Annotated in this window: 22 protein-coding genes and 2 pseudogenes; 19 read left to right on the top strand and 5 right to left on the bottom strand. The window is 61.0% G+C overall.

From position 1 onward, the window contains the following. Window positions 1-556 precede the first annotated feature (556 nt). From MET49242_RS15070 to MET49242_RS15055, 4 genes are read left to right on the top strand one after another with little or no spacing between them, the layout of a single operon-like run. A complete protein-coding gene (locus MET49242_RS15070; protein WP_026606172.1) occupies window positions 557-754 on the top strand; it encodes a helix-turn-helix domain-containing protein in 198 nt (65 codons plus the stop codon). Then, window positions 751-3123, top strand: a complete 2373-nt coding sequence (hsdR, locus tag MET49242_RS15065) for an EcoAI/FtnUII family type I restriction enzme subunit R (protein ID WP_036284038.1) — start codon at window positions 751-753, stop codon at window positions 3121-3123. The genes MET49242_RS15070 and hsdR overlap by 4 nt, the downstream gene beginning before the upstream one ends. Beyond that, entirely contained in the window at window positions 3110-5263 is a 2154-nt protein-coding gene (locus MET49242_RS15060) for an N-6 DNA methylase (RefSeq protein WP_244430825.1), read from the top strand. The genes hsdR and MET49242_RS15060 overlap by 14 nt, the downstream gene beginning before the upstream one ends. Further along, on the top strand, window positions 5260-7878 hold the full coding sequence (locus tag MET49242_RS15055) for an AAA family ATPase (protein ID WP_036284035.1): 2619 nt from the start codon (window positions 5260-5262) through the stop codon (window positions 7876-7878). Before MET49242_RS15060 ends, MET49242_RS15055 begins: the two co-directional genes overlap by 4 nt. Before the next feature lie 40 nt (window positions 7879-7918). Here the strand turns inward: MET49242_RS15055 and MET49242_RS15050 are convergent, their stop codons facing one another. After that, the gene (locus MET49242_RS15050) at window positions 7919-9367 is read right to left on the bottom strand and encodes a hypothetical protein (protein ID WP_036284033.1); all 1449 of its coding nucleotides are present in this window, start codon (window positions 9365-9367) and stop codon (window positions 7919-7921) included. Next, window positions 9364-10698: a DUF4365 domain-containing protein gene (locus MET49242_RS15045; RefSeq protein ID WP_036284031.1), complete on the bottom strand. Its 1335-nt coding sequence runs from the start codon at window positions 10696-10698 to the stop codon at window positions 9364-9366. The genes MET49242_RS15050 and MET49242_RS15045 overlap by 4 nt, the downstream gene beginning before the upstream one ends. A 475-nt stretch (window positions 10699-11173) precedes the next feature. Here MET49242_RS15045 and MET49242_RS15040 point away from each other — a divergent pair, with 475 nt between their 5' ends. From MET49242_RS15040 to MET49242_RS24390, 4 genes and pseudogenes are all read left to right on the top strand, one after another. Then, a complete protein-coding gene (locus tag MET49242_RS15040; RefSeq protein ID WP_036284029.1) occupies window positions 11174-11701 on the top strand; it encodes an antirestriction protein ArdA in 528 nt (175 codons plus the stop codon). A 119-nt stretch (window positions 11702-11820) separates the two neighbouring features. Next, a complete protein-coding gene (locus tag MET49242_RS15035; protein ID WP_036279258.1) occupies window positions 11821-12633 on the top strand; it encodes an IS5 family transposase in 813 nt (270 codons plus the stop codon). Between the two features lie 113 nt (window positions 12634-12746). Then, window positions 12747-12938 carry a transcriptional regulator domain-containing protein gene (locus tag MET49242_RS26220; protein ID WP_084679133.1) on the top strand — a complete coding sequence of 64 codons (192 nt, stop codon included), beginning with the start codon at window positions 12747-12749 and terminating at the stop codon, window positions 12936-12938. An 18-nt stretch (window positions 12939-12956) separates the two neighbouring features. Further along, window positions 12957-13582 (top strand): annotated as a pseudogene (locus tag MET49242_RS24390) (IS3 family transposase); the annotation flags it as partial. 278 nt (window positions 13583-13860) lie between these two features. Here MET49242_RS24390 and MET49242_RS15020 read toward each other — a convergent pair. Continuing rightward, window positions 13861-14973: an IS110 family transposase gene (locus tag MET49242_RS15020; protein ID WP_036279363.1), complete on the bottom strand. Its 1113-nt coding sequence runs from the start codon at window positions 14971-14973 to the stop codon at window positions 13861-13863. A gap of 202 nt (window positions 14974-15175) precedes the next feature. Between MET49242_RS15020 and MET49242_RS15015 the strand changes: the two are divergent. From MET49242_RS15015 to MET49242_RS14995, 5 genes and pseudogenes are all read left to right on the top strand, one after another. Then, window positions 15176-15496: pseudogene (locus MET49242_RS15015) on the top strand (IS21 family transposase); the annotation flags it as partial. Window positions 15497-15738: 242 nt separating this feature from the next. Continuing rightward, entirely contained in the window at window positions 15739-16131 is a 393-nt protein-coding gene (locus MET49242_RS15010) for an antirestriction protein ArdA (RefSeq protein WP_084679132.1), read from the top strand. Between the two features lie 160 nt (window positions 16132-16291). Continuing rightward, entirely contained in the window at window positions 16292-17104 is an 813-nt protein-coding gene (locus MET49242_RS15005) for an IS5 family transposase (RefSeq protein WP_036279258.1), read from the top strand. A 112-nt stretch (window positions 17105-17216) separates the two neighbouring features. Further along, complete coding sequence (locus MET49242_RS15000; protein ID WP_036284025.1) at window positions 17217-17432, top strand: transcriptional regulator domain-containing protein; 216 nt, start codon at window positions 17217-17219, stop codon at window positions 17430-17432. A 46-nt stretch (window positions 17433-17478) separates the two neighbouring features. After that, window positions 17479-18000 (top strand): DUF2285 domain-containing protein, encoded by a 522-nt coding sequence (locus tag MET49242_RS14995; protein WP_036284023.1) that lies wholly within the window; start codon window positions 17479-17481, stop codon window positions 17998-18000. A 47-nt stretch (window positions 18001-18047) separates the two neighbouring features. Here MET49242_RS14995 and MET49242_RS14990 read toward each other — a convergent pair whose 3' ends face one another. Beyond that, window positions 18048-18794: a cyclopropane-fatty-acyl-phospholipid synthase family protein gene (locus MET49242_RS14990; RefSeq protein ID WP_036284021.1), complete on the bottom strand. Its 747-nt coding sequence runs from the start codon at window positions 18792-18794 to the stop codon at window positions 18048-18050. Between the two features lie 108 nt (window positions 18795-18902). After that, the gene (locus MET49242_RS14985; RefSeq protein ID WP_036284019.1) at window positions 18903-19190 is read right to left on the bottom strand and encodes a DNA -binding domain-containing protein; all 288 of its coding nucleotides are present in this window, start codon (window positions 19188-19190) and stop codon (window positions 18903-18905) included. A gap of 461 nt (window positions 19191-19651) precedes the next feature. Here MET49242_RS14985 and MET49242_RS14980 point away from each other — a divergent pair, with 461 nt between their 5' ends. From MET49242_RS14980 to MET49242_RS14955, 6 genes are all read left to right on the top strand, one after another. After that, complete coding sequence (locus MET49242_RS14980; protein ID WP_036284017.1) at window positions 19652-19921, top strand: AlpA family transcriptional regulator; 270 nt, start codon at window positions 19652-19654, stop codon at window positions 19919-19921. Further along, window positions 19922-20998 carry a replication initiator protein A gene (locus MET49242_RS14975; RefSeq protein ID WP_036284015.1) on the top strand — a complete coding sequence of 359 codons (1077 nt, stop codon included), beginning with the start codon at window positions 19922-19924 and terminating at the stop codon, window positions 20996-20998. A 61-nt stretch (window positions 20999-21059) separates the two neighbouring features. Then, the gene (locus MET49242_RS14970; protein ID WP_036284013.1) at window positions 21060-21578 is read left to right on the top strand and encodes a DUF2840 domain-containing protein; all 519 of its coding nucleotides are present in this window, start codon (window positions 21060-21062) and stop codon (window positions 21576-21578) included. Further along, window positions 21575-22120 carry a S26 family signal peptidase gene (locus MET49242_RS14965; protein WP_036284011.1) on the top strand — a complete coding sequence of 182 codons (546 nt, stop codon included), beginning with the start codon at window positions 21575-21577 and terminating at the stop codon, window positions 22118-22120. The genes MET49242_RS14970 and MET49242_RS14965 overlap by 4 nt, the downstream gene beginning before the upstream one ends. Then, a complete protein-coding gene (locus MET49242_RS14960; RefSeq protein ID WP_244430824.1) occupies window positions 22099-22491 on the top strand; it encodes a DUF736 domain-containing protein in 393 nt (130 codons plus the stop codon). The genes MET49242_RS14965 and MET49242_RS14960 overlap by 22 nt, the downstream gene beginning before the upstream one ends. After that, on the top strand, window positions 22488-23420 hold the full coding sequence (locus MET49242_RS14955) for a lytic transglycosylase domain-containing protein (RefSeq protein WP_051134233.1): 933 nt from the start codon (window positions 22488-22490) through the stop codon (window positions 23418-23420). Before MET49242_RS14960 ends, MET49242_RS14955 begins: the two co-directional genes overlap by 4 nt. Window positions 23421-23433 lie beyond the last annotated feature (13 nt).

Here is a 23433-nt window from a genome sequence, read left to right as displayed (position 1 = left end):
ATAGATGCGGCGCGGTTGGATTGGCCGATACTATAATCCTATTCTAAAAGCGGGCGATCGGAAGACAGCCAAATCCGGTCATGCCCACTCTGTTCGCTGATACAAGCGAAGGGCATTTTAGCGCGTTATCGGCGGTTATATTCCCAAGGTTATCTGGTTGGTAGGGCGTGCGAGAACCCCCTGCCGTAGGGCAATCGCCCCTTAAAACGCTATCCGTTTGATAATTAAAGAGATAGCCGGCCAATTTGTGCGGCAATCGGCGGTGTTTGGCGGGCCGAGAGCGATGAATCGGAGAACTACGTTTACGCTATAGCCCTCCAAAATGACGCATGAAAATTCACCGGAACCCGCTGCAATCACAGCAGGTTTCCAGTCGCGTCCGTCAAGTTCCGCCCGCTTCGTATTCGATGACGCTCCCACCGTGGCGTACTGGGGGCGGCACGCCCGGCTTCGGTCCCTGCCGGCGTTGCTCGACCTCAGGAAGGCAGCCACCCGCTATCTTCCCTAATTTTCTCCGATCTTCTATATACTTCCCGCCATGAGTCACGGCGGGCGCATGACCGACGAAATCCTGACGATCCGAGAGGTGGCGGAACTTCTCAAGATCAATGAGAAGACCGCCTACAAGCTCGCCTCGGCAGGCAAGATTCCTGGCTTCAAAGTCGGCGGCTCATGGCGGTTCCAGCGGCAGGAAATCGCAAACTGGATAAAGCGCAAGGTAGAAGAGCAACAGGGGGGTAGCGGGGGAGCATGACGAACGAGGCCGACACATGCCGGAAATTTGTCGTGCCCAAGCTGCAATCCGCCGGTTGGGATAACGACCCCCATTCCATCGCCGAACAGCGCACCATCACGGACGGCCGCGTCATTCCCGTGGGCAAGGGGTTTGTCCGCAAGCCGCCCAAGCGGGTGGACTATCTGCTGCGTTACACGCGGGATTTTCCGCTTGCCGTGGTCGAGGCCAAGGCCAGCTACAAATCCGCGACAGATGCCGTGCAGCAGGCTCGCAACTATGCGGAAATCCTCGACATCAAATACGCCTACGCCACCAACGGCGCCGAGATCATTGAGATCGACTACTTCAAGGGGACGGAAACGCGCGTTGCCGACTTCCCTGCACCCGATGAGCTTTGGCGGCGCTATCAAGCAGGCAGCGGAATCGACACGCCCGAGCGCGTGGAACACCTGATCGCTCCCTACAATATCGTCGGCGGCAAACCTCCCCGATACTACCAGCAGATCGCCATCAACCGGACGGTCGAATCCATCCTCGCCGGAAAGAAGCGCCTGCTTCTCACCATGGCGACGGGAACGGGCAAGACCATCGTAGCCTTCCAGATTTGTTGGAAGCTCTGGTCGAGCCGCTGGAACAGAACCGGAGAGCATCGCAAGCCGCGCATCCTGTTCCTCGCGGATCGCAACATCCTCATTGACGACCCGAAGGACAAGACCTTCACCCCCTTCGGGGACGCGCGCCACAAGATCGAATCAGGTGAGATTGTCAAAAGCCGGGAAATATATTTCGCCATCTATCAGGCGCTTGCCGAGGACGAGCGCCGCGCGGGGCTTTTCCGGGACTATCCGCCGGACTTCTTCGACCTCATCATCGTCGATGAATGTCACCGGGGAAGCGCGCGGGACGACAGTTCATGGCGCGTCATCCTTGAGCATTTCAAGCCCGCCTACCAGCTTGGCATGACGGCCACGCCGCTGCGCGAGGACAACCGCGACACCTACCTCTATTTCGGCAATCCGATCTACGAATACAGCCTGCGCCAGGGCATCGACGACGGCTTTCTCGCGCCCTATCGCGTGCATCGCGTCGTCACCCAATGGGACGCGGCGGGCTGGCGTCCGAGCAAGGACGAGGTTGACCGCTTCGGCCGCGCGATCCCCGATGACGAATACCAGACCAAGGACTTCGAGCGGACCATCGCCTTGCGCGCCCGGACGGAGGCCATCGCCCGCCACCTGACCAGCTTCCTCAAAAAGACTGACCGCTTCGCCAAGACCATCGTGTTCTGCGTCGATCAGGAACACGCCTCGGAAATGCGGCAGGCCCTGGTCAACCTCAATGCCGACCTTGTGGCGCAGTATCCCGACTATGTGGCTCGCGTCACCGCCGACGAGGGCGCAATCGGGCGCGGCCACCTGTCCAAGTTCCAGGACCTCGAAACCAAAACGCCGGTCATCCTCACGTCGTCGCAGCTTCTGACGACCGGCGTCGATGCGCCGACCTGCAAGAATGTCGTTCTGGCGCGCGTCGTCGGGTCCATGAGCGAGTTCAAGCAGATCATCGGGCGCGGGACGCGCCTGCGCGATGATTACGGCAAGCTGTGGTTCAACATCCTCGACTACACCGGGTCGGCGACCCGCATGTTCGCCGACCCGGACTTCGACGGCGATCCGGCCCGGATCACGGAAGAAGAAGTGAACGACGCCGGGGAAACCACCGCGACGACGGAAACGGTCCCCGAAGGGCAGGAACCGGAGCCTGCCGCGCCGGAGGAAGGCGAGCCCGGCGTGATCGAACCGCCGACCGGCGAGCCGCGCAAATTCTATTTCGACGGGGGGCAGGTCGAAGTCGTGGCCCATCTGGTCCACGAGCTAGATCCGAACGGCAAGCAGCTTCGCGTCGTCAAATACACCGACTATGCCGCCGAAAGCGTTCGCTCGCTTGCGCCGACCTCCGCCGAGCTTCGCAAACGATGGGCGGACGCAGGCCAGCGCAGCGAGATTATCGCCGCGCTGGCCGAGCGCGGCATCGACTTTGACGTGCTGGCCGAACAGACGGGTCAGACCGATGCCGACCCCTTCGACCTGCTTTGCCATCTGGCCTTCAACGCGCCGCTTCGCACCCGGCGCGAGCGAGGGCAGCGCCTCAAAGCCGAGCGCAAGGACTATTTCGAGAAGTTCTCCCCCGAGGCGCGTCAGGTGCTCGACGAGCTTCTGGAAAAATATGCGGAACACGGCGACGCGCAGTTTGTCCTGCCGGACGTGCTCAAGGTTCCGCCCATCTCAACCCACGGCCAGCCTGCCGAAATCATCAAGCTATTCGGCGGCCCCGATGAGCTTCGCCGGGCCGTGAACGACCTGCAAGGATTGCTCTATGGCACGAACTAAGAAAAAGAACGGCGCAGACGCCGCACCGATGACGACCTCCCAGATGCTTGGGAGTCTGCTGAACTCCGCGCGCAAAATCATGCGCAAGGACAAGGGGCTGAACGGCGACCTCGACCGTTTGCCGCTGCTGACATGGATCATGTTCCTCAAATTCCTCGACGACCTTGAGCAGCAGCGCGAGGAGGAAGCCGCGCTGTCCGGCAAGAAGTTCAAGGCCGCCATCGAGGCCCCGTATCGCTGGCGCGATTGGGCTGCCGATCCGCAGGGGATTACGGGTGATGAACTACTTTCATTCATCAATGCCGAAGAGGCTGTGCGTGCCGACGGCCAGAAAGGCCCTGGCCTGTTCGCTTATCTGCGCTCGCTCTCAAGCTCCAATGGCGACAACCGACGCGACGTGATAGCCACCGTGTTCAAGGGCGTCGATAACCGCATGAAGAGCGGCTATCTGCTTCGCGACATCGTTAACAAGGTCGGCGGGATTCATTTCACGTCGTCGGACGAACTTCACACCCTTGGCGCACTCTATGAATCCATGCTCCGCGAAATGCGCGACGCGGCGGGCGATTCCGGCGAGTTCTATACGCCGCGCGCCGTCGTCCGCTTCATGGTGGAAGTCACCGACCCGCGCCTTGGCGAAACCGTCCTCGACCCGGCCAGCGGCACGGGCGGCTTTCTGGTGGAGGCGTATAACCACCTTGAAAAACAGGTGAAGACCGTCGCCGACCGCAAGCGTCTGCAAAACGACACCATCTCCGGCTGCGAACCCAAATCCCTGCCTTATCTGCTCTGCCAGATGAACCTGCTGCTGCACGGGCTGGACGCGCCACAGATCGACCCCGGCAACGCGCTTCGTTTCAAGCTCTCCGAGATCGGCGAGAAAGAGCGCGTCGATGTGATCCTCACCAATCCGCCCTTCGGCGGGGAGGAGGAGAAGGGTATCCAGGGCAATTTCCCGGAAGACCGCCAGACGGCGGAAACGGCGCTTTTGTTCCTGCAACTCATCATGCGCAAGCTCAAGCGCCAGCCGACTCTCGCCGGTCGCCCGGCGCGCGCGGCCGTCGTCGTGCCGCATGGCAGCCTTTCATCCCCAGGTGTTGCCAAGCGCATCCGCGAAACGCTGCTTGGCGATTTCAATATCACTGCGATAGTGCGCCTGCCTCACAATGTTTTTGCCCCGTACACTGACATACAATCGAACGTCATATTTTTTGAGCGCGGCGAACCAACGCAATCAATCCTCTATTGCGAGCCGTCCCTTCCGCTCGGCTACTCGCTCAGCAAGACCAAGCCCTTGCTTTACGAATGGATGGAGCCGCTCAAGAAGCTCATAGCGTCGAGGCAGGAAACAGATACCTCTTGGCTTGTTCGGCGGGATGACCTCGACGAAAATCTCAATCTCGACATCAAGAACCCTCGCCGAAAACTCAATTCTTTGGCTGACCGGGGAGACCTTGAAACCCTCTCTGCGCAAATGCGCTCGTATGCCGACGAGGCCGATGCCATTAAAGCCGAACTGGCGCAGGTCACGGAATTGATAAGGCAATCGCCGTGGGAATTGCTTGGTAGCCACACGTATGAATCGGACGAGCGGATCGGTGAGGACTATTCACCCGAACTGCAACTCCTGGGCGTCTCTGCCGAAGAAGGGATTACCAATCCGAAGACGGCTATCGGCAAATCGCCTGAACGATACAAGGTGCTACGGACGCATTACCTTGCCTACAACCCCATGCGTATCAATATCGGGTCTATCGGCGTCGTTCGTGACGATACGCAGCAAGGTATCACGAGCCCTGACTACGTCGTCTTCTACTGTGGACCAGACCTGTTGCCTGAATACGTATATCACTATTTGAGAAGTGAGGCGGGTCGTCACGAAATCAACCTGAAAACCAAGGGGTCGGTACGGTTCAGATTATATTTCGAACAGCTATCTAAGATTAAAATACCCGTGCCAAAAGACATTGAGACTCAGCAGCGGTTTGTAAATGCCTGTAACAGGCTTGAGGGCCTGAAGAAGATGCTCAATGCCGCCGCTTCGTCGGCGACAGATTGTCTTAACGCGGCCACGCGCTCCGGCTTTCTCCTTGAAAGCGGCAAGCCTTCAAACACTTCACCGGGGAGCCGGGCGGCATGAGCGTCGCGGCCACGCCATCCGCGCCTCTGACCGAAAAGGCCGCTCTTGCGGACCTTGTGGCATGGGCGGAGAAACGGCCTGCTTGGCAGAGAGATGCGCTTCGCCGGCTGGTCACAGGCGAAACGCTCGACGATCAGGCGATTGCAGAACTTACGGAGCTTTGCCTCGATCCCACGCGCACCCATACGCCGATTTCGCAATCGCACATCGTGGCCGAAACTAGCGCAGCAGAGCCGATCTCCCTTGTTTCGATAAAGAATCCTACCGCGATCAACGCGCTTGCCAGCCAGCAGGAGCTATCCTTTGAACCTGCCGGACTGACGGTGATTTACGGCGATAACGGTTCGGGAAAATCGGGCTATGTCCGTGTCCTGAAACACGCATGTCGGTCGCGGGATGAGAAGTTCGCAATCCACAGGGATTTGGAGGACAAGACCGACACGCCGCAGTCTGCCGAGATACGCTTTGCGCGCGGCGCGAACACCGACCAATTCAATTGGACGCCTGACGGAGAACCGCACGGCGACCTTCCATCGGTTAGCATTTTCGATTCCCGCAGCGCAAGCATCCACGTCGAAAGCACCAATGAGGTGGCCTATATCCCCCGGCCAATGCGGTTGCTGGAGGCGCTGGCCGACGCTTCTGACCGTATCAAAACAGCACTCGATGGCAGGATCGCAACGCTCAAAGGTCAGGTTCCGCTTGCGATTTCAAACCCCTCTCTGAGCAGGGAAACGGCTGCCGGCAGCTACGTCTTCGGGTTGAGCGCGAAATCCAACATTCCGCAGCTTGATAAGCTCGCCGCATTTACCGATCAGGAAACTGCTCGCCTTGCCACGTTGGAAACCGACTTCGCTCAAGACCCCAAGCGCGCCGTGGCGCGGCTTGATAATCAGCGCGCGGAAGTGGAGCGTATTCAGACGACCCTTCAAGCCCTTATTGACGCTACGAACGCGACAGCGTTCGCGGAAATCAATACGCTGCGAAAGACCCACGGCGATGCCGTGGAAGCCGCGTCGATTGCATCGCAGCAGCTATTCAGCGCATCGCCGCTGCCCGAGGTGGGCCAAGCCGCCTGGCAAAAACTATGGGAAGCCGCGCGCACCTACGCGGACACCGTGGCCTACCCCGGCAAGACATTCCCTTCCAGCGAACCGGACACGCTTTGCGTGCTTTGCCAGCAACCCCTCAGCGCGGATGCAATCGCGCGCCAGCAGACATTCGAGTCGTTTGTAAAAAGCTCGACAAAGGCTGACGAAGCGACGGCGCGCGCGAATCTGGACGCTGCACTTACGCAGTTGAAAGGGCGGATGTTCCGCCTTGGCGATATTCTGAAATCGAGAAAGTTCCTCGCCACCGAGATCGGCGATGCGTCGCTTGCGCAGCAAGTGCGCCGGGCCTTCGTCGTGGTGCTCTGGCGGCTTCGGGCGATGGTCAGAGCGCATGGCGAACCCAAGCCGCTTGGCGCTGATCCGCTCCAAGCGCTTGTGGCGCTTGCCGCCGATCTCAAAACACGCGCCGCGCAGCTTTCCGCCGATACGCAGAGCGACGACTACAAGAAACTGAAATCCGAATACCTTGAACTCAAGGAGCGCGCGGCCCTTGCGCCGCTGCTCCCAGACATCAAGGCGCACATCGCGCGCCTCAAGGAAATAGAGTCGATCAACACCGCGCTCAAGGCGACCGCCAAGAAACCGATCACCGACAAGAACAAGGAACTCTCGGATCGCATGGTGACGGACGCGCTACGCGGTCGGTTTGCGCGCGAGATCGGAAAGCTCAAGCTGTCCAGAATGCCGGTTGAGCTACGTAAGGAGAAAGATCGGCAGGCCGTGTCGTATTTTCGCGTTGCGTTGGTGGAGAACCCGAACGCCAAGGTCGGCGAGATATTCAGTGAAGGCGAGCACCGCTGCGTTGCGCTTGCTGCGTTCCTTGCTGAACTGGTCACAGCACAACGCTATTCCGGCATTGTTTTCGATGATCCGATGTCATCGCTCGACCACATCCACAGGGGCGCGGTTGCATCGCGGTTGGTGGAGGAAGCGGAGCACCGGCAGGTCATCGTATTCACGCACGACCTCGTGTTCCTATACGAACTTCGCCGCGAAGCGGAAAAGGCAAACCGGCCAATCGCATTTCGCAATGTCCGGCGGCAACAGGACAAGCCCGGCTACATTGAAAACGAATTGCCGGACAAGGCGAAATCCGGGCTTGAGATGTGCAACGCACTGCGGTCATCGCTCAAAGCGGCAAAACCGGGCTTTGACAAGCTGACCGATACGCAGCGCACCATCTTCTGTAAAGGCACTATTGGTCAATTGCGCGATGCCTGGGAGCAGGCGATCTCCGACTATATCCGCCCCGTGCTTGAAAGGTTCGACAACAAGGTCAAGCCGACCTCGATGTTCAAGCTCGGCATTCTCACCGAGGACGACGTGAAGCGCGTGATGGCTGCCCAGGGAAGATTGTCCGAAGATCTTCATTCGGCGGCGCAGGCGTTGAATCCCGAAGCGGTATCGCTTGATGACCTGCTTAACGAGGTCAAGGCGCTGGAAGATTGGATTCAGTCTATCCGTGACCGCCAAAAGAATGCGGTTAAGCCTGCGCTGAATTAAGAAGCCATCGCTTCTTATAGAGACCAAAGAATGAGTAATACTAAGTGTAGCGGCGGAAGTCCGACGAAACCGCTGTCCCGAACTCGACGTGCTTGAGAATGCGCCCGACCTCCCGCGCTGCCTTGATGGGAGCCGGAAGCTTCTGATCGAACTGCGTCGTATTCCAGTTCACCTTCGTCAGCGCGAGCACGTCCTTCGCCAGCGTAAGGATTTTGCTGTCCGAATTCCCATGGGGCACAAGGAGCAAAGGGCGCGGTACGCGCAGGCCGGGGAATGTCCCGTAGAACGGTACGCTACCGCGCGTGTACAGCAGGCCTTTGCCGCCCAGATCGACGAATGTCCCGCGCAGAACGGGATAATTGCCGTCCCGGAAGATGGCGATTGGGGAACTCTCCTGCACCCATACGAGGTCAGACATCTCGATGCCGGACTTCCCAAGGGCGGCGTCGATGCCCTCTGCCTCTTCAGGACGGAAGCGTGAGGTCTTCAGGACCACCAGCCGCGCAGGCACATGGCGGTGATGCGCTTTGTACGCCGCGATGGACTGCACCACGAGGTCTTCCGCATCTTTGGCGGTCAGATATGGATGACGCCCCCGTGTCTCCGTCTGCGCACGCGCCCCGCGCAGAATGAGACCGCGACCACGCTCATCGAACATCTGGGCGGTGCTGGTCCAGAGTTGTTGACCGTCGAGGTCACGATAAAACCCGATACCCAGAAAACTTGTGCGGTATTCCGCCTGATCGGGCAGCAAACGCCACGGCACTTTGCCCGCCTTGTAGAAGAGCGCGTTGAGAAGATTCCACGCGCGCGTCGCCTTTACCTGAGTTTGGCGGTTGCTGTCGCGCTTGACCTTGCGCGGGATTTTCGCGGCATCGTCCCACGTATCCGGCCAGACGATCTGTGTCGGGACGGGCAGATGAAGCGTCTTCGCCTTGAGAAGATCGCGGAAATTGAGCATGTCGCCGCCGTCATCGTCGTCGTCGCTGTCTTCCTCTTCGCTCTTGGCGTTGACGAGCTTTTCGATGAGCGGAATGGGCAGGGCCAGAACGATGACATCGGGCTTCGCGCTGCCTTCGACCAGAGCCGAAAGCTGCGACGTGATCAATTCGACGGCGTGGCGGACCGCTTCGTCGTGACGGCCTATGCCTGTGATTTCATTGACCTGACGCCGGGAAATAGTGGCTGTAGCCCCGTCAGGCACTTCGAATTTGCAGCGGAACGGGTTCTGATTACCCAGACCCGGAAAATCCGGGTTGAGGTTGATAAGCTGCTTGTTTCCGCTTTCGATGCCGCGTCCGGTTTCACCGAGGAATTCCGTGAACCCCGCAACAGTGTCGTCGGTGCCGATGACGCCGACGCGGATAACGTCGCCCGAACGCGGCTGCAGCGGCCCATGCTCGCGCAAGCCCTGACGGGGATCGCAATGCTGTCCGCCGTCGCCGAATTCAAGCATCGGTTCGTCAAAGACATGCGCCTTGAAAATCATCCGATGCCCCCTTCCTCAAAGAGGTCCTGCGCTTCCATCTCCTTGGCGCGCGGATCGGTCCGATTCCATGAGGACTCCGGCACCGCCTGAGACAACTGAATCACCGGGAGGCGCTCGAATTGCAGCAATGGCGCAGGTTTGTCGGCATCGAACAGGCCAACCTCGTGTTTGCCGCTCTCGACCAGCAGGTGCTGCCACATCATCACCTGGCCGCGCACCGCAGCATTGCGCTCCAGGCGCTTCTTGCCTGCCAAAAGCGCCTCTGGATAACGGTGCGGCTGAAAACCGTCCGTGGTGAAATAAAAATCCGGGTCGATGACCACGAACCATTCATCGGCAAGACGTTCGAACCGCAGCCGTGCCGCGTGATGCCGAACGTAGCCACGGCCCTCCTTCTTCTTGCTCGCATAGGCGCTCACGACCTTGGCGGAGGTTTCATTGACATTGGACATGTAGCGGTAGCTGCGCGACTTGCCGATGCCGACCGCCTTGAAGTGGAACAGCCTGTCTTTGCGGAGAAAGGAAAGCTGTGTCGTCGTCTGCCGCTCGACGGTGCGCCGCAACAAATCCATCGTGTCGTTGATGTCGTCACGTTCGTCGTTGAATGCGATGAGCTTGGTATCAACGGCCTCGACCTGATCGAGATCGACAATCGCGCGGGTGCCGTACTCCCTGGGGTCGAAGAAAGAGACGAAGCGCCGCTTGCGGATTATCCAGTCGAACCGGATGTTGCCCTGCTTGACCAGTTCGGGCACGGCGTCGCGCCCGCTGCCGAACGGCGACGTTGAGATGAAGATTTCATCCGGCAACTTGACGCGCAGCAGGTTGATTATGGCGTCCTCGCCCTGATTGAGCGGTGGCAGGAAAACACCCGGCGTGCGACGATCAATAGTGAGCGCGCCAATGCGATCAGCGCAGCGCGGATCGAATGCGTCGGCCCTTTTATCGAACTTCAGGCGGCGTTCCTCGCCCGTGACGCAATCGCTAACGTCCTTCCAATACGCCGTTTCATCGGACTTCCGCCAAAGAACTATGATGACGGGGATGTTTGAGGTGCGCCAGTATTTCAAATCTTTTGGCTTGAGGAGATATTCAAATCCGTTGTCGCTCTCGCGGACGTATTGGCCGCTGTCGGTGGATTTGACCTGAACACCCAGCAGCTTGCCGAGCGGAGCACCGCTCTTTGGATCGCGCAGTTCGATGATGCCGTCCGTGCCCGCTTCGAGGCGCCCACGCTGTTCATAAAGAAAGCCGGTTTCGAGAACGATCTTTTTGATCGCTGTCTCGCCCAACTCGCCCAAAACCTGGCTATCGGTGATTCTCTTCGACATGCCGCATCATATGGCGTTTCGGGGGCATTCTGAACAACTATGTTCTCGCTATGTTTCCGCATGGGATATGCCATCGGAAATGTTACAGCGCGCCGCAGATGGCTATAGCCTAAACGTAGCGCTCATCGCTCTCGGTCGTGGCCCGGCGCTAAAGCGCCGGGTCTTTGTCACTGGTGGCCCTCCGGTTCACCGGCGCAATGTCGAAGCGCGTTCGCCTCCGGGCCGACGCGGCTGCCGCCGCGTGTCATCTACTTGTAGCGGTGGAGATTGCTAAGGGCGCTGCCCTCGCGCAGCGCAAGAAAACTCTTTGGCCTTTCGCGGCATAAACGGCCCGCTCCCCGCAAGCGGGTCCCCTCCATTTATTCCACGGTGCCAAAGAGTTGTCTGGCACCTTACTACCCCGGTCTCGCCGACGGGCAAGGGTTCAGGAGCGGCGCTTCGCTGCTCTGAACCCCAAACCCGAAGGAACAGAGACATGACCAGCGCAGCCGACAGCAATCCCCGCATCTATGTTGCCTGCCTTGCCGCCTACAACAACGGCCATTTGCATGGAGCGTGGATCGACGCGGATCAGGACGCGGACGAGATCAGGGACGAGATTGCCGCGATGCTCGCGCGTTCACCGATCAAAGACGCGGAGGAATATGCCATCCATGACTATGAGGGCTTCGAAGGCGTCACCATCAAGGAGTATGCCAGCATCGAGAGCGTGGCGCGGATGGGTGTTTTCATCGCAGAGCATGGCGCACTAGGCGCGGGCTTGCTGGAACAGTTCGCCGGCGACATGGACCAAGCCGAAACCGCCTTGCAGGACTGCTATCATGGCCAGTTCGCCAGCCTCGCCGATTTCATGGAGGAAGTGACCGCCGAGAGCGTCACGATCCCCGACGCCGTGCGCTACTATGTCGATTGGGAAGCGATGGCGCGCGATGCCGAAATGAGCGGCGAGTTCTTCACGATAGAGACCGCGCACGATGAAGTGCATGTCTTTTCCAACAGGTGAGCGCATCGCCTGGGGCAGCAACGCGAGGCTCCACCCAGCTCGCAGAATCATTGCTAAGAAGAAGCGTGCGTCTAGAGGGTGTTATGTACTTTGGTGATTGATTGTCTTAGTAGAATCGGATGTCTCCGATTCGCAAACCTTATCCGTCTGACGTCAGCGACGAAGAATGGTCGCTGGTTGCGCCTTATCTGACGCTCATGGACGAAGGCGCGCCGCAGCGTCAACATTCGCTGCGCGAGCTGTTCAACGGCCTGCGTTACGTGCTGCGCTACGGCATCGCCTGGCGCGCCATGCCCAACGATCTGCCGCCATGGTTCGCCGTGTATCAGCAATCGCAGCGCTGGCTGTCGGCGGGCGTGTTCGAGGCGCTTGCGCAGGATCTGCGCGCCCAGTTGCGCGTCGCTTCCGGGCGGGCGGCGGAGCCGACGGCGGCGATCATCGACAGCCGCACCTTGCGCTCGACCCCTGAGAGCGGCCCACGAGCGGGCTATGACGGCGCGAAGCGAAAGCGCGGCTCGAAGCTGCACATGGCAGTCGACACATTGGGCCATTTGCTGGCGTTGCATGTCACGCCGGCGAATGTCGATGACCGCGCCGAGGTCGGCAAGCTCATCGCAGCCGTGCAGGATGTGACAGGCGAAAGCGTCGAACTCGTTTATGTCGATCAGGGCTACACCGGCGAAAAGGCGTCCGAGGCGGCGAAGGCGCAAGGCGCCGAACTGTGCGTCGTCAAACTTGCCGAAGCGAAGAAGGGCTTCGTGTTGCTGCCCAAGCGCTGGGTGGTCGAGCGTTCATTCGCCTGGGCGACGCGATGCAGGCGGCTCGTCAAAGACTACGAGCGCTATGCTCAGACCCTCGCAGGACTCCACGTCGTCGCCTTCGCATGTCTCATGCTCAAGCGCGCAGCAGATTTCATGATCCAAGGTGCATAACACCCTCTAGCGCGAACGACGTTTCGTGCAATTCCAGCTACTTTTATATATGGCAGTTTCGGAAACTCTCTACTCGGGCGTTGCTTTGCACGCCCGAGTAGAGAGGGTGCGCCATGCTAAGCATTAATTGGCGTGCGCCGGTAGCTTACGGGCACGCAAAGAGCATTCCCCCTGCTGGTTTCGCATGGGAGTATCTTCGTCGCCATGGAGATTACCATCGCGACTTCCAGATAATTTCCCGCGCGAAGAAACCGACGGCTGGTCTGCCCCCTGAGAAGTGGTCCTCCCTGAAGTATGGTTATTGACCATGAGGAGGACTTGGAATGGCAAGGAAGCGGCACACGGCGGAAGAGATCGTCACGAAGCTGCGGCAGGTTGACGTGCTGATGGCACAGGGGCGGCCGGTGGCCGAGGCTGTGCGTGCGATCGGGGTGACGGAGGTGACCTACTATCGCTGGCGGTCAGAGTATGGCGGCCTGAAGGGCGACCAGGTGAAGCGGCTGAAGGAGCTGGAGGCAGAGAACGCCCGGCTACGGCGAGCGGTATCGGACCTGACCCTGGAGAAGCTGATCCTGAAGGAGGCGGCCCGGGGAAACTACTGAGCCCCGCCCGTCGCCGGGCCTGTGTGGAGCATGTGAGGGCCGAGTTCGGTGTCTCCGAACGGTTCGCCTGCCGGGTTCTCGGCCAGCATCGCTCCACCCAGCGCAAGCACCCGAAGACACCCGAGGATGAGGCGGCACTGACGGCCGACATCATCGCGCTGGCCAGCCAGTACGGCCGTTACGGCTACCGCCGGATCACGGCGCTGCTGCGCGAGGCCGGCTGGCTGGTGAACCTCAAGCGGGTCGAACGGATCTGGCGGCGGGAGGGGCTGAAGGTTCCCCAGAAGCAACCGAAGCGAGGCAGGCTCTGGCTCAATGATGGATCGTGTGTGAACCGGCGTGCAAAATTCTTATGACCATTTTCAAGCGCAATCTGCGTGCGCCAGCGATCCCGTGCCTGTCCGGCAAGGAGCACAAAATGTTCGGCGAGGCAGAGGTCAGGACGCCGGCGTGATTTCGACGGTTGAGCCGTTTCTCATGCGCGGATTGGCTACCGCATACGGAGCTTTCGTCGTAGGGGAGCCTCGGTCTGACTCACGGAGATCGGTCGTGCCGCTCCTAAAATTGCCGGAGGATCCCTTGACCGGCGCCGGCGCCCTGGCCGTTGCCTCGATGCTGTCGCGCGTTACGCGGCGATCGTCTTTGGTTCGACCTGCCGCGCGATTGCCCAAATGAAGCCGAGGAGTTCCCGAGCGATTGCGGTGATGACGATCGGCGCCTTTTTGCCGCGCGCCAGCATGCGCCGATATCGGCCACACAGTCGGATCTGCGCCTTCCATGCGATTTCACGGATCGGGACGGCGATCGATTGCTGCCGCAGCAGCATCGCCTGACCGATCTTCGCCGGCATGCGATAGGCCCAGGCGGATTCTACGATCAGTCGCCGCGCGACGACGCTGCCTGCTTTGGTGATGCCGGTCAATTTGCGTCTGTTTCCACTCGAATGCTCTCCGGGGACGAGGCCGACGAACGCCATGAGCTGACGGGGATTGTCGAAGCGCCGCATGTCGCCGATTTCGGCCACCACGCCGGCGGCGACCACGAGCGCGACGCCGCGCAACGCCTGGAGAGCCTCGACGACCGGACCGAGGGACCATTCCGGCACGAGAGCTTCGATCTGCGCTTCGACGAGATCCTTGCGGGCGATCGCCTGATCCATGGCGTTCAGATAGGTTTGAAAGGCGATCTGCTGTGCAGGGTGATCGAAGCTCTGATTGGCGAGCCAGACTCTATGCCGCTTTTTCCATACGGCGCCGACATAGCGGCGACCGTAACGGAGGAGAAAACCCTGGATGCGCTGACGCGCCTGACGCACATCCTTCGTCGTGACCTCGCGAGCTCGAATGAGATCCCGCATCGCTTCGTGTGTCTCGTCCGGAACCCAGACCGATGTGAGTTCGCCGGCGCGGGACAGGCGCGCCAACATGGCCGCGTCGCGTCGATCGGTTTTAACGTGATCGCCGGCGCGCTTCGGTGTGTGGGCCGGTGAGATGACATCGCAGGCATGACCGGCGGCGAGGATCTGGCGGTAGAGACCATAGCCGCACGGTCCGGCCTCATAGACGAAGTGTAACTTGCTGCGCCGGCCACCAAGTTTCTTCAGCAAGTTCGCCACCGCGTCCGGGTTGTTGGCAATTTCTCCGAAGAATCTGACTTCGCCATTTCGGCCTGCGTCTGCGATGGCTACGGCAATCGTTTCCTTATGGACATCGAGCCCGATGTAGCTGTTAAACTCCATGGCGGTCCGTCTCCCTGTGCATGAGGATAGGCGCTTATGGCGTAACCCTCGCTGATTGCACATCGTGGAGACGGGCTACCCCGTCTCCCACCCGCATGGTCATATCGTCTGACCCCGTAACGGGGTAATCGGCTTCCAAAAATGACCCCCCTTACGCTGATGGTCATGATGCCTCCGAGGCTATCGGGGGGCACAGTGTGGGATGCTGGTTGTGGAGACGATTGCGAAGATCCGCCGGGCGTATTTCCAGGACAAGAAGTCGATCAAGCATATCTGCCGAGAGCTGCGGGTATCGCGGAACACGGTTCGGAAGGTGATCCGGTCCGGCGCAACGGAGATGACTTACGAGCGAACCGTCCAACCGCAGCCGAAGATCGGTCCCTGGAAAGGCAAGCTCGACGAGATGCTGGCGGCGAATGCGCGCAAGCCGAAGCGCGAGCGGCTGACCCGCATCCGGATTTTCGAAGAGCTCAGGGCCCTCGGATATGACGGCGGCTACGACGCGGTCCGACGCTATGCGGCTTTCCTTTTCGTCCGAGTTGTTCCGCCGCGTGGTGGCGACGCGCGGGGACATGCCCGCGCAGGCCGTCCGGGCCGAACGCGCGCGTCTCTGGACTCCGCCCGAAGGGACGCGGCTTGAGGACCAGCCGGGACTCTCCGAGATCGTTGGCGCGGCCAATGACGAGTTGCGCTCGCTCATGGCGAGTGCGCCCAGACTCCAATTGCGTCTGACTTCGACCGACAGCGACTCCGTTCTGGAAAGCGTTGTCCCGCACTTTGCGCACGGCACGGGGCCAATACGCCATCCATGACTATGAGGGTTTCGAGGGCGTCACCATCAGCGAATATGCCGGCATCGACAACGTGGCGCGGATGGGCGCTTTCATCGCAGAGCACGGCGCACTAGGCGCGGGCCTGCTGGAGCAATTCGGTGGCGACATGGACCAAGCCGAAACCACCTTGCAGGACTGCTATCATGGTCAGTTCGCCAGCCTCGCCGACTACATGGAGGAGCTGACCACCGAGAGCGTCACGATCCCCGAGGCCCTGCGCTACTATGTCGATTGGGACGCGATGGCACGCGATGCCGAGATGAATGGCGAGTTCTTCACGGTGGAAACTGCACGCGACGAGGTGCATCTGTTTTCGAGTAGGTAGTAAGTGGTTTCGCCTGCATATCCGGGCGAAGACACTGTTCAACGATCAGAATTTCTGAAGTCTAGAATACCATTAAAAACATCGTTAATAAAAACATAATATAACTGTTCTCCTAGAGGGTGTTATGTACTTTGGTGATTGATTGTCTTAGTAGAATCGGATGTCTCCGATTCGCAAACCTTATCCGTCTGACGTCAGCGACGAAGAATGGTCGCTGGTTGCGCCTTATCTGACGCTCATGGACGAAGGCGCGCCGCAGCGTCAACATTCGCTGCGCGAGCTGTTCAACGGCCTGCGTTACGTGCTGCGCTACGGCATCGCCTGGCGCGCCATGCCCAACGATCTGCCGCCATGGTTCGCCGTGTATCAGCAATCGCAGCGCTGGCTGTCGGCGGGCGTGTTCGAGGCGCTTGCGCAGGATCTGCGCGCCCAGTTGCGCGTCGCTTCCGGGCGGGCGGCGGAGCCGACGGCGGCGATCATCGACAGCCGCACCTTGCGCTCGACCCCTGAGAGCGGCCCACGAGCGGGCTATGACGGCGCGAAGCGAAAGCGCGGCTCGAAGCTGCACATGGCAGTCGACACATTGGGCCATTTGCTGGCGTTGCATGTCACGCCGGCGAATGTCGATGACCGCGCCGAGGTCGGCAAGCTCATCGCAGCCGTGCAGGATGTGACAGGCGAAAGCGTCGAACTCGTTTATGTCGATCAGGGCTACACCGGCGAAAAGGCGTCCGAGGCCGCAAAGGCGCAGGGCGCCGAGCTTTGCGTCGTCAAACTCGCCGAGGCCAAAAAAGGCTTCGTGTTGCTGCCCAAGCGCTGGGTGGTCGAGCGTTCATTCGCCTGGGCGACGCGATGCAGGCGGCTCGTCAAAGACTACGAGCGCTATGCTCAGACCCTCGCAGGACTCCACGTCGTCGCCTTCGCATGTCTCATGCTCAAGCGCGCAGCAGATTTCATGATCCAAGGTGCATAACACCCTCTAGGGCGGACAACGTGTCAGATAATCCCATCTTTTTCTAAAATTGACTGTCTTGGAAGCTCTCACTCCGGGCGCGGTTTGCGCCCTTGAGTAGAGAGGGTGCGTCATGCTTACTATCGATTGGCGTTTGCCTGTGGCCTATCGGCACGCAAAGCATATCCCGGTCGCCGGTTTCGCTTGGGAATATCTGCGCCGAAATGACGATTACCGTCAGGACTACCACGCCATCGCATTGAACCAACAACTGCCCGGCCGCGAGCTTGAAGTGTTTGCGGATCGCTGGGGGTTGCGATTTCCCATGCGATCCCGACGCGCCGCATGATGGGCAAGCGCCGATCTGGAGTCCGAACCTTCTACCGCAAGCGGTGATGCTGTCCCCGGTTGAGCGCAATGACAGTGACACTGAACCGATATTGACGCTGGCACATCTTGACGGCCTCGACCTACGCCGCGCTTCCGATGGCTGGCATGGCATCTGGCAGGTGGATGGCGTCGCACATCAATTTTGGCTACCCGAGGCGATGCCGGACGCGGCGGCCTTCTACGCCGCCATCCTACCGATGGATTCCTTTCTGGAGCTGCGCGCCCACGCCGCCCGCCGTGTTTGGCGGTCCCTCAACGGCCGCGCACCTGGTCCCGATTTCCGAGCCGTTCCCGCCCAACTCCGGCAATGGCATATCCTATCCCTGCGCGCGCTCGACGCCCGGCTTCGCGGTGAGAGCTATCGCACCATCGCCGAAGTCCTGCTTGGCTTTCGTGGCTCCAAGGAGGATTTTGAGAGCGACCCGCGCAAGAACAAGGCCCGCCGGCTGGTCGCACACGGCATCAAGATGATGCGCGGCGGCTATCGCTTGCTACTTCGCTATCCAATCAAGCCCAACAAGCGTTGATGGTCGGCCCAGCGGCATCTGTTTACATTACGCCGCAATGCTGGGCATCACCGAGCCATCAGCGCGAACACGCCCCAGCCGAGGTATTCGCGCGTGTAGGCAGTATAGCGTTTGGGTTCGGATGTCAGCCGGGCTCGAACGTCTTTCGCGAAGTCGTCCTCGGGATTTGCTTCCAGCCATCGACGCATGGTTAGCCACTTGGCCGCCTCATACCTGTCCCAGCCATCCTGATTTGCCAGAACCATTTCCACAACGTCATAGTCCAAGCCATCAAAAGACGCGACAAGCTCGGGAAGCGTCAGAAAATCGGTGATCGCACTGGCACCGCATCCCTTTGCAATTTCCTCCGTCGGCGGCAACCGCAGCCAATACGGCTCGCCAATGAGGATAATCCCTCCGGGGTGGAGGCTCTTGGCCAGAAGTTCAATGGTGCCGGCGACTCCCCCACCGATCCACGTAGCACCGACGCAGGCCGCCACTCCGGCCTTTTCGTCAGCAACATAGCCGGTAGCGTCATCGTGAATGAACTCCACCTGATCGGCGACCCCGAGTTCTGCGGCACGCAGTTTCGCTTGCTCGGTGAACAACTGGCTCATGTCGATACCTGTGCCGCTAATCCTATAGTCGCGTGCCCAAGTGCACAGCATCTCGCCCGAACCGCTACCGAGGTCCAGAACATGGGTTGCTGGTTCCAAACGCAACGCTGCGCCAAGAGTGGCGAACTTGTCGGCTGTAAACGGATTATGGATACGGTGCGCACTTTCGGTGATGTTAAAAATCCGAGGAATATCCAACTTAGAAAATCCTTTCTCATGACTAGGAAGATGGGGGTTGATGTTCTTAGCGGCTCTAAAATCCGCAACAGAAAGCCGGCTGGAAGCCAGCTTGCAGCCCGCTAATTTTCACGCCTTGTTTGCTGCTGCCTGTTCCAGAATCTTTCGATAGCCTTCACGCGAAAGCCATTGCGCGCGTTCGAGATGGCTTTGCCAGCAACGATAGGTCCGAAGTTCCTCGGCAGCCGGATCGCGGTGCAGCACGATCCGGGCGACTTCACTCCAGTCTGCGCCCTCGGCCTTCGCATCCAGCAACCGCAGATAGGTGACGTAATGCCGCTCGTCATAAACGGTTATGATGTCGCCGGTCGGCGCTTCGTCATCCACATCGGGATCGAGTTCGACGTGAACCCGCATAGCCGTTCCCCACATCCAAGAGAGACTGTCTGCGGTGCGCCCCCGCAAACGATTCTCTCTGACTCTTGGTGATCGGGGAGTTCGAAACCGTCACGAAACGGCCCCATGGCCTTTAGCTCGGAAAGCCTGTTGTATACGCCACAGGCTCCCCGACCATAGGTCAAGGAGTTGGTGCAGTTCTGGCCAGCACCAGCCATTCGTGAGGGGTTTCGACGCCCCGGAGCAGCGCGTCTGCTCTACCCACGTTCTTAGCTGAACCGCGCGCGAATGTCTTTGCCTATTCGGCGCAACAGGCAACGAGCCGCTGAAATCCCTCACCTATCGGCGCGCAGCACCCCGAAGGGGGGTGCCGCCAGCGCATAGGCGCAAATGCGGCACGCTACGCGCCGCCGATCCCTCGCCATGGTTCGCCACAGTCCGCTGCCGCCCTCCGGCAGCCCAATCCCGACTGGAGGTGATCCATGCCAAACCCGCTTGCGGGCCTGCCGCCGCGCCTGTTGCGCACCAAGGAAGCCGCGCGATTCCTCGGCATATCCATCCGCACCCTTGAGAAACATCGCACCTACGGCACCGGCCCGACCTATCGCAAGGTCGGCGGTCGCGTCCTCTACACCGTCCGCGATCTGGAGGACTGGAGCGCGGCGGGTGAACGCAAATCCACCCGCGACAAGACCGCCGGCACGGTGTTTCCCGCGCGTCCACTCACGCCCGAAGAACGGGACGAGTGCTAGATGCTGCGCGAGGACGATCACGCCCCCGCGCCGCCGAGCGACGACAGCGAGCGCAGCCGCCTAGACCCCTTCGTGGTCGCAACGGGCGATGCGCCGCCGCGCGACCAGCGCGACTTGATGGAACGGCCGTTCTTCTCGCTGGCGAAGACCCCGCGCACCAAGCCGATTCTCTACAAGGCCGCCGACATAGAGGTGCAGGTGTTCGGGATACCCGAGCACGGCATGGCGACGATATGGGATGCCGATGTGCTCATATGGGCAGCCTCGCAGATCGTCGCGGCCGAGAACAACGGCCTCACGACTTCGCGCTTCGTCCGCTTCACGCCCTACCACCTGTTGCGCGCCATCGGACGCCCGACCGGCAATCACCAATACCGGCTTCTGAAAGCCGCGCTGGCGCGGCTGCAATCGACCGTCATCGCCACAACCATTCGCAACGGCCCGCATTGGCGTCGCCGGCAATTCTCATGGATCAACGAGTGGGAAGAAATGACGACGCGCGCCGGCCGCATCGAGGGCATGGAGTTCGTCCTGCCCGAATGGTTCTACAATAGCGTCATCGACCGCTCGCTGGTCCTGACCATCGACCCGGCCTATTTCCGGCTGACTGGCGGCATCGAGCGATGGCTTTACCGCGTCGCCCGAAAACACGCCGGGCGCCAGCGCCACGGCTGGATTTTCGAGGTTGCGCACCTTCACCAGAAATCCGGCAGCCTCGCCCGGCCGTCCGACTTCGCGCTCGACCTGCGCCGGATCGCGGCCCGCCAGCAACTCCCCGGCTACCTGCTCCAGATCGAGCGGGAAAACGGCCGCGAGCTGCTGCGCATCCGCCCCGAAAACTTATCAGCAGGCACTGTTGATAACCCTGTTAATGCCATCGGCACATCAGGCGCACGGGGTATCGGCACATCAGGCGCAACACTATCGGCACATCAGGCGCACGAACCGCAGCTAACGCTTTGGCCTGAAACGCGGAATCCGACCGCTAACTTATCTAACAGAGAATCTAACTCTTTTTCTTTGACGCGCGCGCAGGCGAAGCGTGGTGCCGGTTCTGCCCGAAGGGGCGAGCCATGACGCCCGCCGTTGACGCAGCGCACGCGCGCAACTCCCACCAGCACATCGCCGGAGACGACCAATGACCCGTCGCGCCCATCGCAGCGCGCACGGCCGTCCGCTGCCGGACGGGCCTGCGCCCTTCACAACATTGGTCGAGCTGACCTTCGAGAAACGCAAGGTCGAGCATTGGATAAGGTTCGGCCGCAAGAGCTACGAACAGATCATCGACCGCCGCCGAAGCGTCGTCGGCTTCGCGCCCGGCAGCGTCTTCGCCTTCGTCCGATGGGCGAGCGGCAACCATGGCACTGTCGTTTCCCGCATCGACATTGTGCGGGCCATCGGCAGGGGCGAGCCGTTCCAGACATTGCCGTTCGTGCGCCCCGGCGGCGAAATCCTGTTGCGCCTCGACGGCTGGCCGAAGGTGCAGCGCGCGCTTGCCGCCATCGACGCCGTGGAATCGCTCGGCCTCGATCCGGCCGACGCCTCGCCGGAGCACTGGCGGCACGTCCACAACCGTTTGACCGCCAATCTGGAGCCACACGCCTACACCCCCGAGCGACATGCTGCGTGGCTTCATCGCCGAAGGATCGACCCATGACGCGCCGCCGCATCCTCACGGTGGCGGCGCTGTCAGTCATCGGCATCGTCGCCACCAGCGCCGTCGATTGGCCCGCAAAACTCATCTGGAACGCCACGGCCAGCGCGCCGGTCGGCTTCTACACGGTCGAGCCGGCCGACGCGCTCGACGTGCCCGAGCTGGTCGTCCTCATGCCGCCCGAACCGCTCGCCAGCTTCATGGTCGAGCGCGGCTATATCGCGCGAGGCGTCCCGCTCTTGAAGCGCGTGCTCGGCTTGCCGGGACAGCGGGTTTGCCGCTTGCGATCCACGATCACGGTGAATGGGATCGAGATGGGCGAGGCGCTGGAGCGCGACAGCCTCGGCCGCGATCTGCCCGTCTGGCAGGGCTGCCGCGTCGTCGGCGACAATCAGCTTTTCCTCATGAATTGGGAGGTCAGCGACAGCCTCGACGGCCGTTATTTCGGACCCATCCCCGCAGCTTCCGTCATCGGCCGAGCGGTCCCGCTCTGGACCGATGAGGAAGGCGTCGGCCGCTACGAGTGGCGCGCGCCGACACACTGAAACCATCCCCCGAAAGCCAATCACAGGAGATTTCCATGGCAGAGATAGGCACCTTCACCCGCACCGAAACCGGCTATGCCGGAGAGCTTCATTCGTTCGGCCTCCACGAAAAGCTGTTCATCGTCCCGGCCAAGCCGAGCGACGTGAAAAACGCGCCCGACTATCGCGTGCGCCTCGATAGCGAGGACGGCCCGGACGCCGGACCCGCATGGAAAGACTCCAGCGAAAATGCCGGCGAGTTCGTGTCGATGCGATTGGAGGGACCAATCTTCCCGTTCCCGATCCGGGCCAAACTGTTCCAGTCCAACGACGATCCTTCGGTCTGGACGCTGCGTTGGAAGCACCCCCGGAAAGTCGAGGACGAGGAATGATGGCCGCGCGCGTCCGGCCCGCTATCCGGTCCAAGATCGTCATCCCTTTGTTCGCGGAAAAGCCGTCTCATCCCTCCGTCCCGCTCGGCCACCAGCCTGCCGGCGCGCGCAGCGAAGGTCAGGGGCGGCCATCGGCCGGCGCTTGCGCCTCGCCCTTGACCGCAGCGAGCACGCTGGCAGGCTGGTGTCGAAGCGGAGACAGGGCTGCACGACATTATGCCGTCCTGATATTGGCCGGCGCGCTTTCCGTCTGCGCCGGATCGGGCGTCGCTGTCGCGCAATCCGCGTCGGTCGAGCGCCCGGCCGCTACCCATCCTTATGCGGCCCACATCGCCGAGGCGTCGCAGCGTTTCGGCATCCCCGAGCACTGGATTCGCGCCGTGCTGCGCGCCGAGAGTACGGGCGATGTGCGCGCGGTCTCAATGGCCGGAGCAATGGGATTGATGCAGGTGATGCCCGACACATGGGCGGGCCTGCGCGTCCGCCATGGCCTCGGCCGCGATCCCTACGACCCACGCGACAACATCCTCGCCGGCACCGCCTACCTGCGCGAAATGTTCGACCGTTATGGCAATGTCGCGGCGATGCTGGCGGCTTACAATGCCGGTCCCGGCCGCTACGACGAGCACCGCGCGACGGGCCGACCGCTTCCCGCCGAGACGCGCGCCTATGTCGCCGCGCTCGCCCCGAACCTTGGCGGCGCGGCCCCATCGGATGCGCCGTTGCAACCACCGGCACCGCCGCCCGACTGGCGCGAGGCACCGCTGTTCGTTATGCGTCCGGCCGACACGCGGGCTGTCGCCGCGCCGCCATCCGAGGTGCAATCAGGCGACGCTCGCGCTGCCGTCCCGGCGCGCGATCCCGCCCGTGCGGAGTCGCAGGACGGCAGCATTTTCGTGGCGAGCGCCAGCGACGAGGAAACGCCATGAGGGCGGCGTTCCC

This window comes from Methylocystis sp. ATCC 49242 (assembly GCF_000188155.2).
Lineage (GTDB): Bacteria > Pseudomonadota > Alphaproteobacteria > Rhizobiales > Beijerinckiaceae > Methylocystis.
This window is presented reverse-complemented; position numbering and strand designations above follow the sequence as displayed.

Coding starts and splice junctions, on each gene's coding strand:
- MET49242_RS15070 (WP_026606172.1), top strand. CDS start 557: ATGACCGACGAAATCCTGACGATCCGAGAGGTGGCGGAACTTCTCAAG.
- hsdR (WP_036284038.1), top strand. CDS start 751: ATGACGAACGAGGCCGACACATGCCGGAAATTTGTCGTGCCCAAGCTG.
- MET49242_RS15060 (WP_244430825.1), top strand. CDS start 3,110: ATGGCACGAACTAAGAAAAAGAACGGCGCAGACGCCGCACCGATGACG.
- MET49242_RS15055 (WP_036284035.1), top strand. CDS start 5,260: ATGAGCGTCGCGGCCACGCCATCCGCGCCTCTGACCGAAAAGGCCGCT.
- MET49242_RS15050 (WP_036284033.1), bottom strand. CDS start 9,367: ATGATTTTCAAGGCGCATGTCTTTGACGAACCGATGCTTGAATTCGGC.
- MET49242_RS15045 (WP_036284031.1), bottom strand. CDS start 10,698: ATGTCGAAGAGAATCACCGATAGCCAGGTTTTGGGCGAGTTGGGCGAG.
- MET49242_RS15040 (WP_036284029.1), top strand. CDS start 11,174: ATGACCAGCGCAGCCGACAGCAATCCCCGCATCTATGTTGCCTGCCTT.
- MET49242_RS15035 (WP_036279258.1), top strand. CDS start 11,821: ATGTCTCCGATTCGCAAACCTTATCCGTCTGACGTCAGCGACGAAGAA.
- MET49242_RS26220 (WP_084679133.1), top strand. CDS start 12,747: ATGCTAAGCATTAATTGGCGTGCGCCGGTAGCTTACGGGCACGCAAAG.
- MET49242_RS15020 (WP_036279363.1), bottom strand. CDS start 14,973: ATGGAGTTTAACAGCTACATCGGGCTCGATGTCCATAAGGAAACGATT.
- MET49242_RS15005 (WP_036279258.1), top strand. CDS start 16,292: ATGTCTCCGATTCGCAAACCTTATCCGTCTGACGTCAGCGACGAAGAA.
- MET49242_RS15000 (WP_036284025.1), top strand. CDS start 17,217: ATGCTTACTATCGATTGGCGTTTGCCTGTGGCCTATCGGCACGCAAAG.
- MET49242_RS14995 (WP_036284023.1), top strand. CDS start 17,479: ATGCTGTCCCCGGTTGAGCGCAATGACAGTGACACTGAACCGATATTG.
- MET49242_RS14985 (WP_036284019.1), bottom strand. CDS start 19,190: ATGCGGGTTCACGTCGAACTCGATCCCGATGTGGATGACGAAGCGCCG.
- MET49242_RS14980 (WP_036284017.1), top strand. CDS start 19,652: ATGCCAAACCCGCTTGCGGGCCTGCCGCCGCGCCTGTTGCGCACCAAG.
- MET49242_RS14975 (WP_036284015.1), top strand. CDS start 19,922: ATGCTGCGCGAGGACGATCACGCCCCCGCGCCGCCGAGCGACGACAGC.
- MET49242_RS14970 (WP_036284013.1), top strand. CDS start 21,060: ATGACCCGTCGCGCCCATCGCAGCGCGCACGGCCGTCCGCTGCCGGAC.
- MET49242_RS14965 (WP_036284011.1), top strand. CDS start 21,575: ATGACGCGCCGCCGCATCCTCACGGTGGCGGCGCTGTCAGTCATCGGC.
- MET49242_RS14955 (WP_051134233.1), top strand. CDS start 22,488: ATGATGGCCGCGCGCGTCCGGCCCGCTATCCGGTCCAAGATCGTCATC.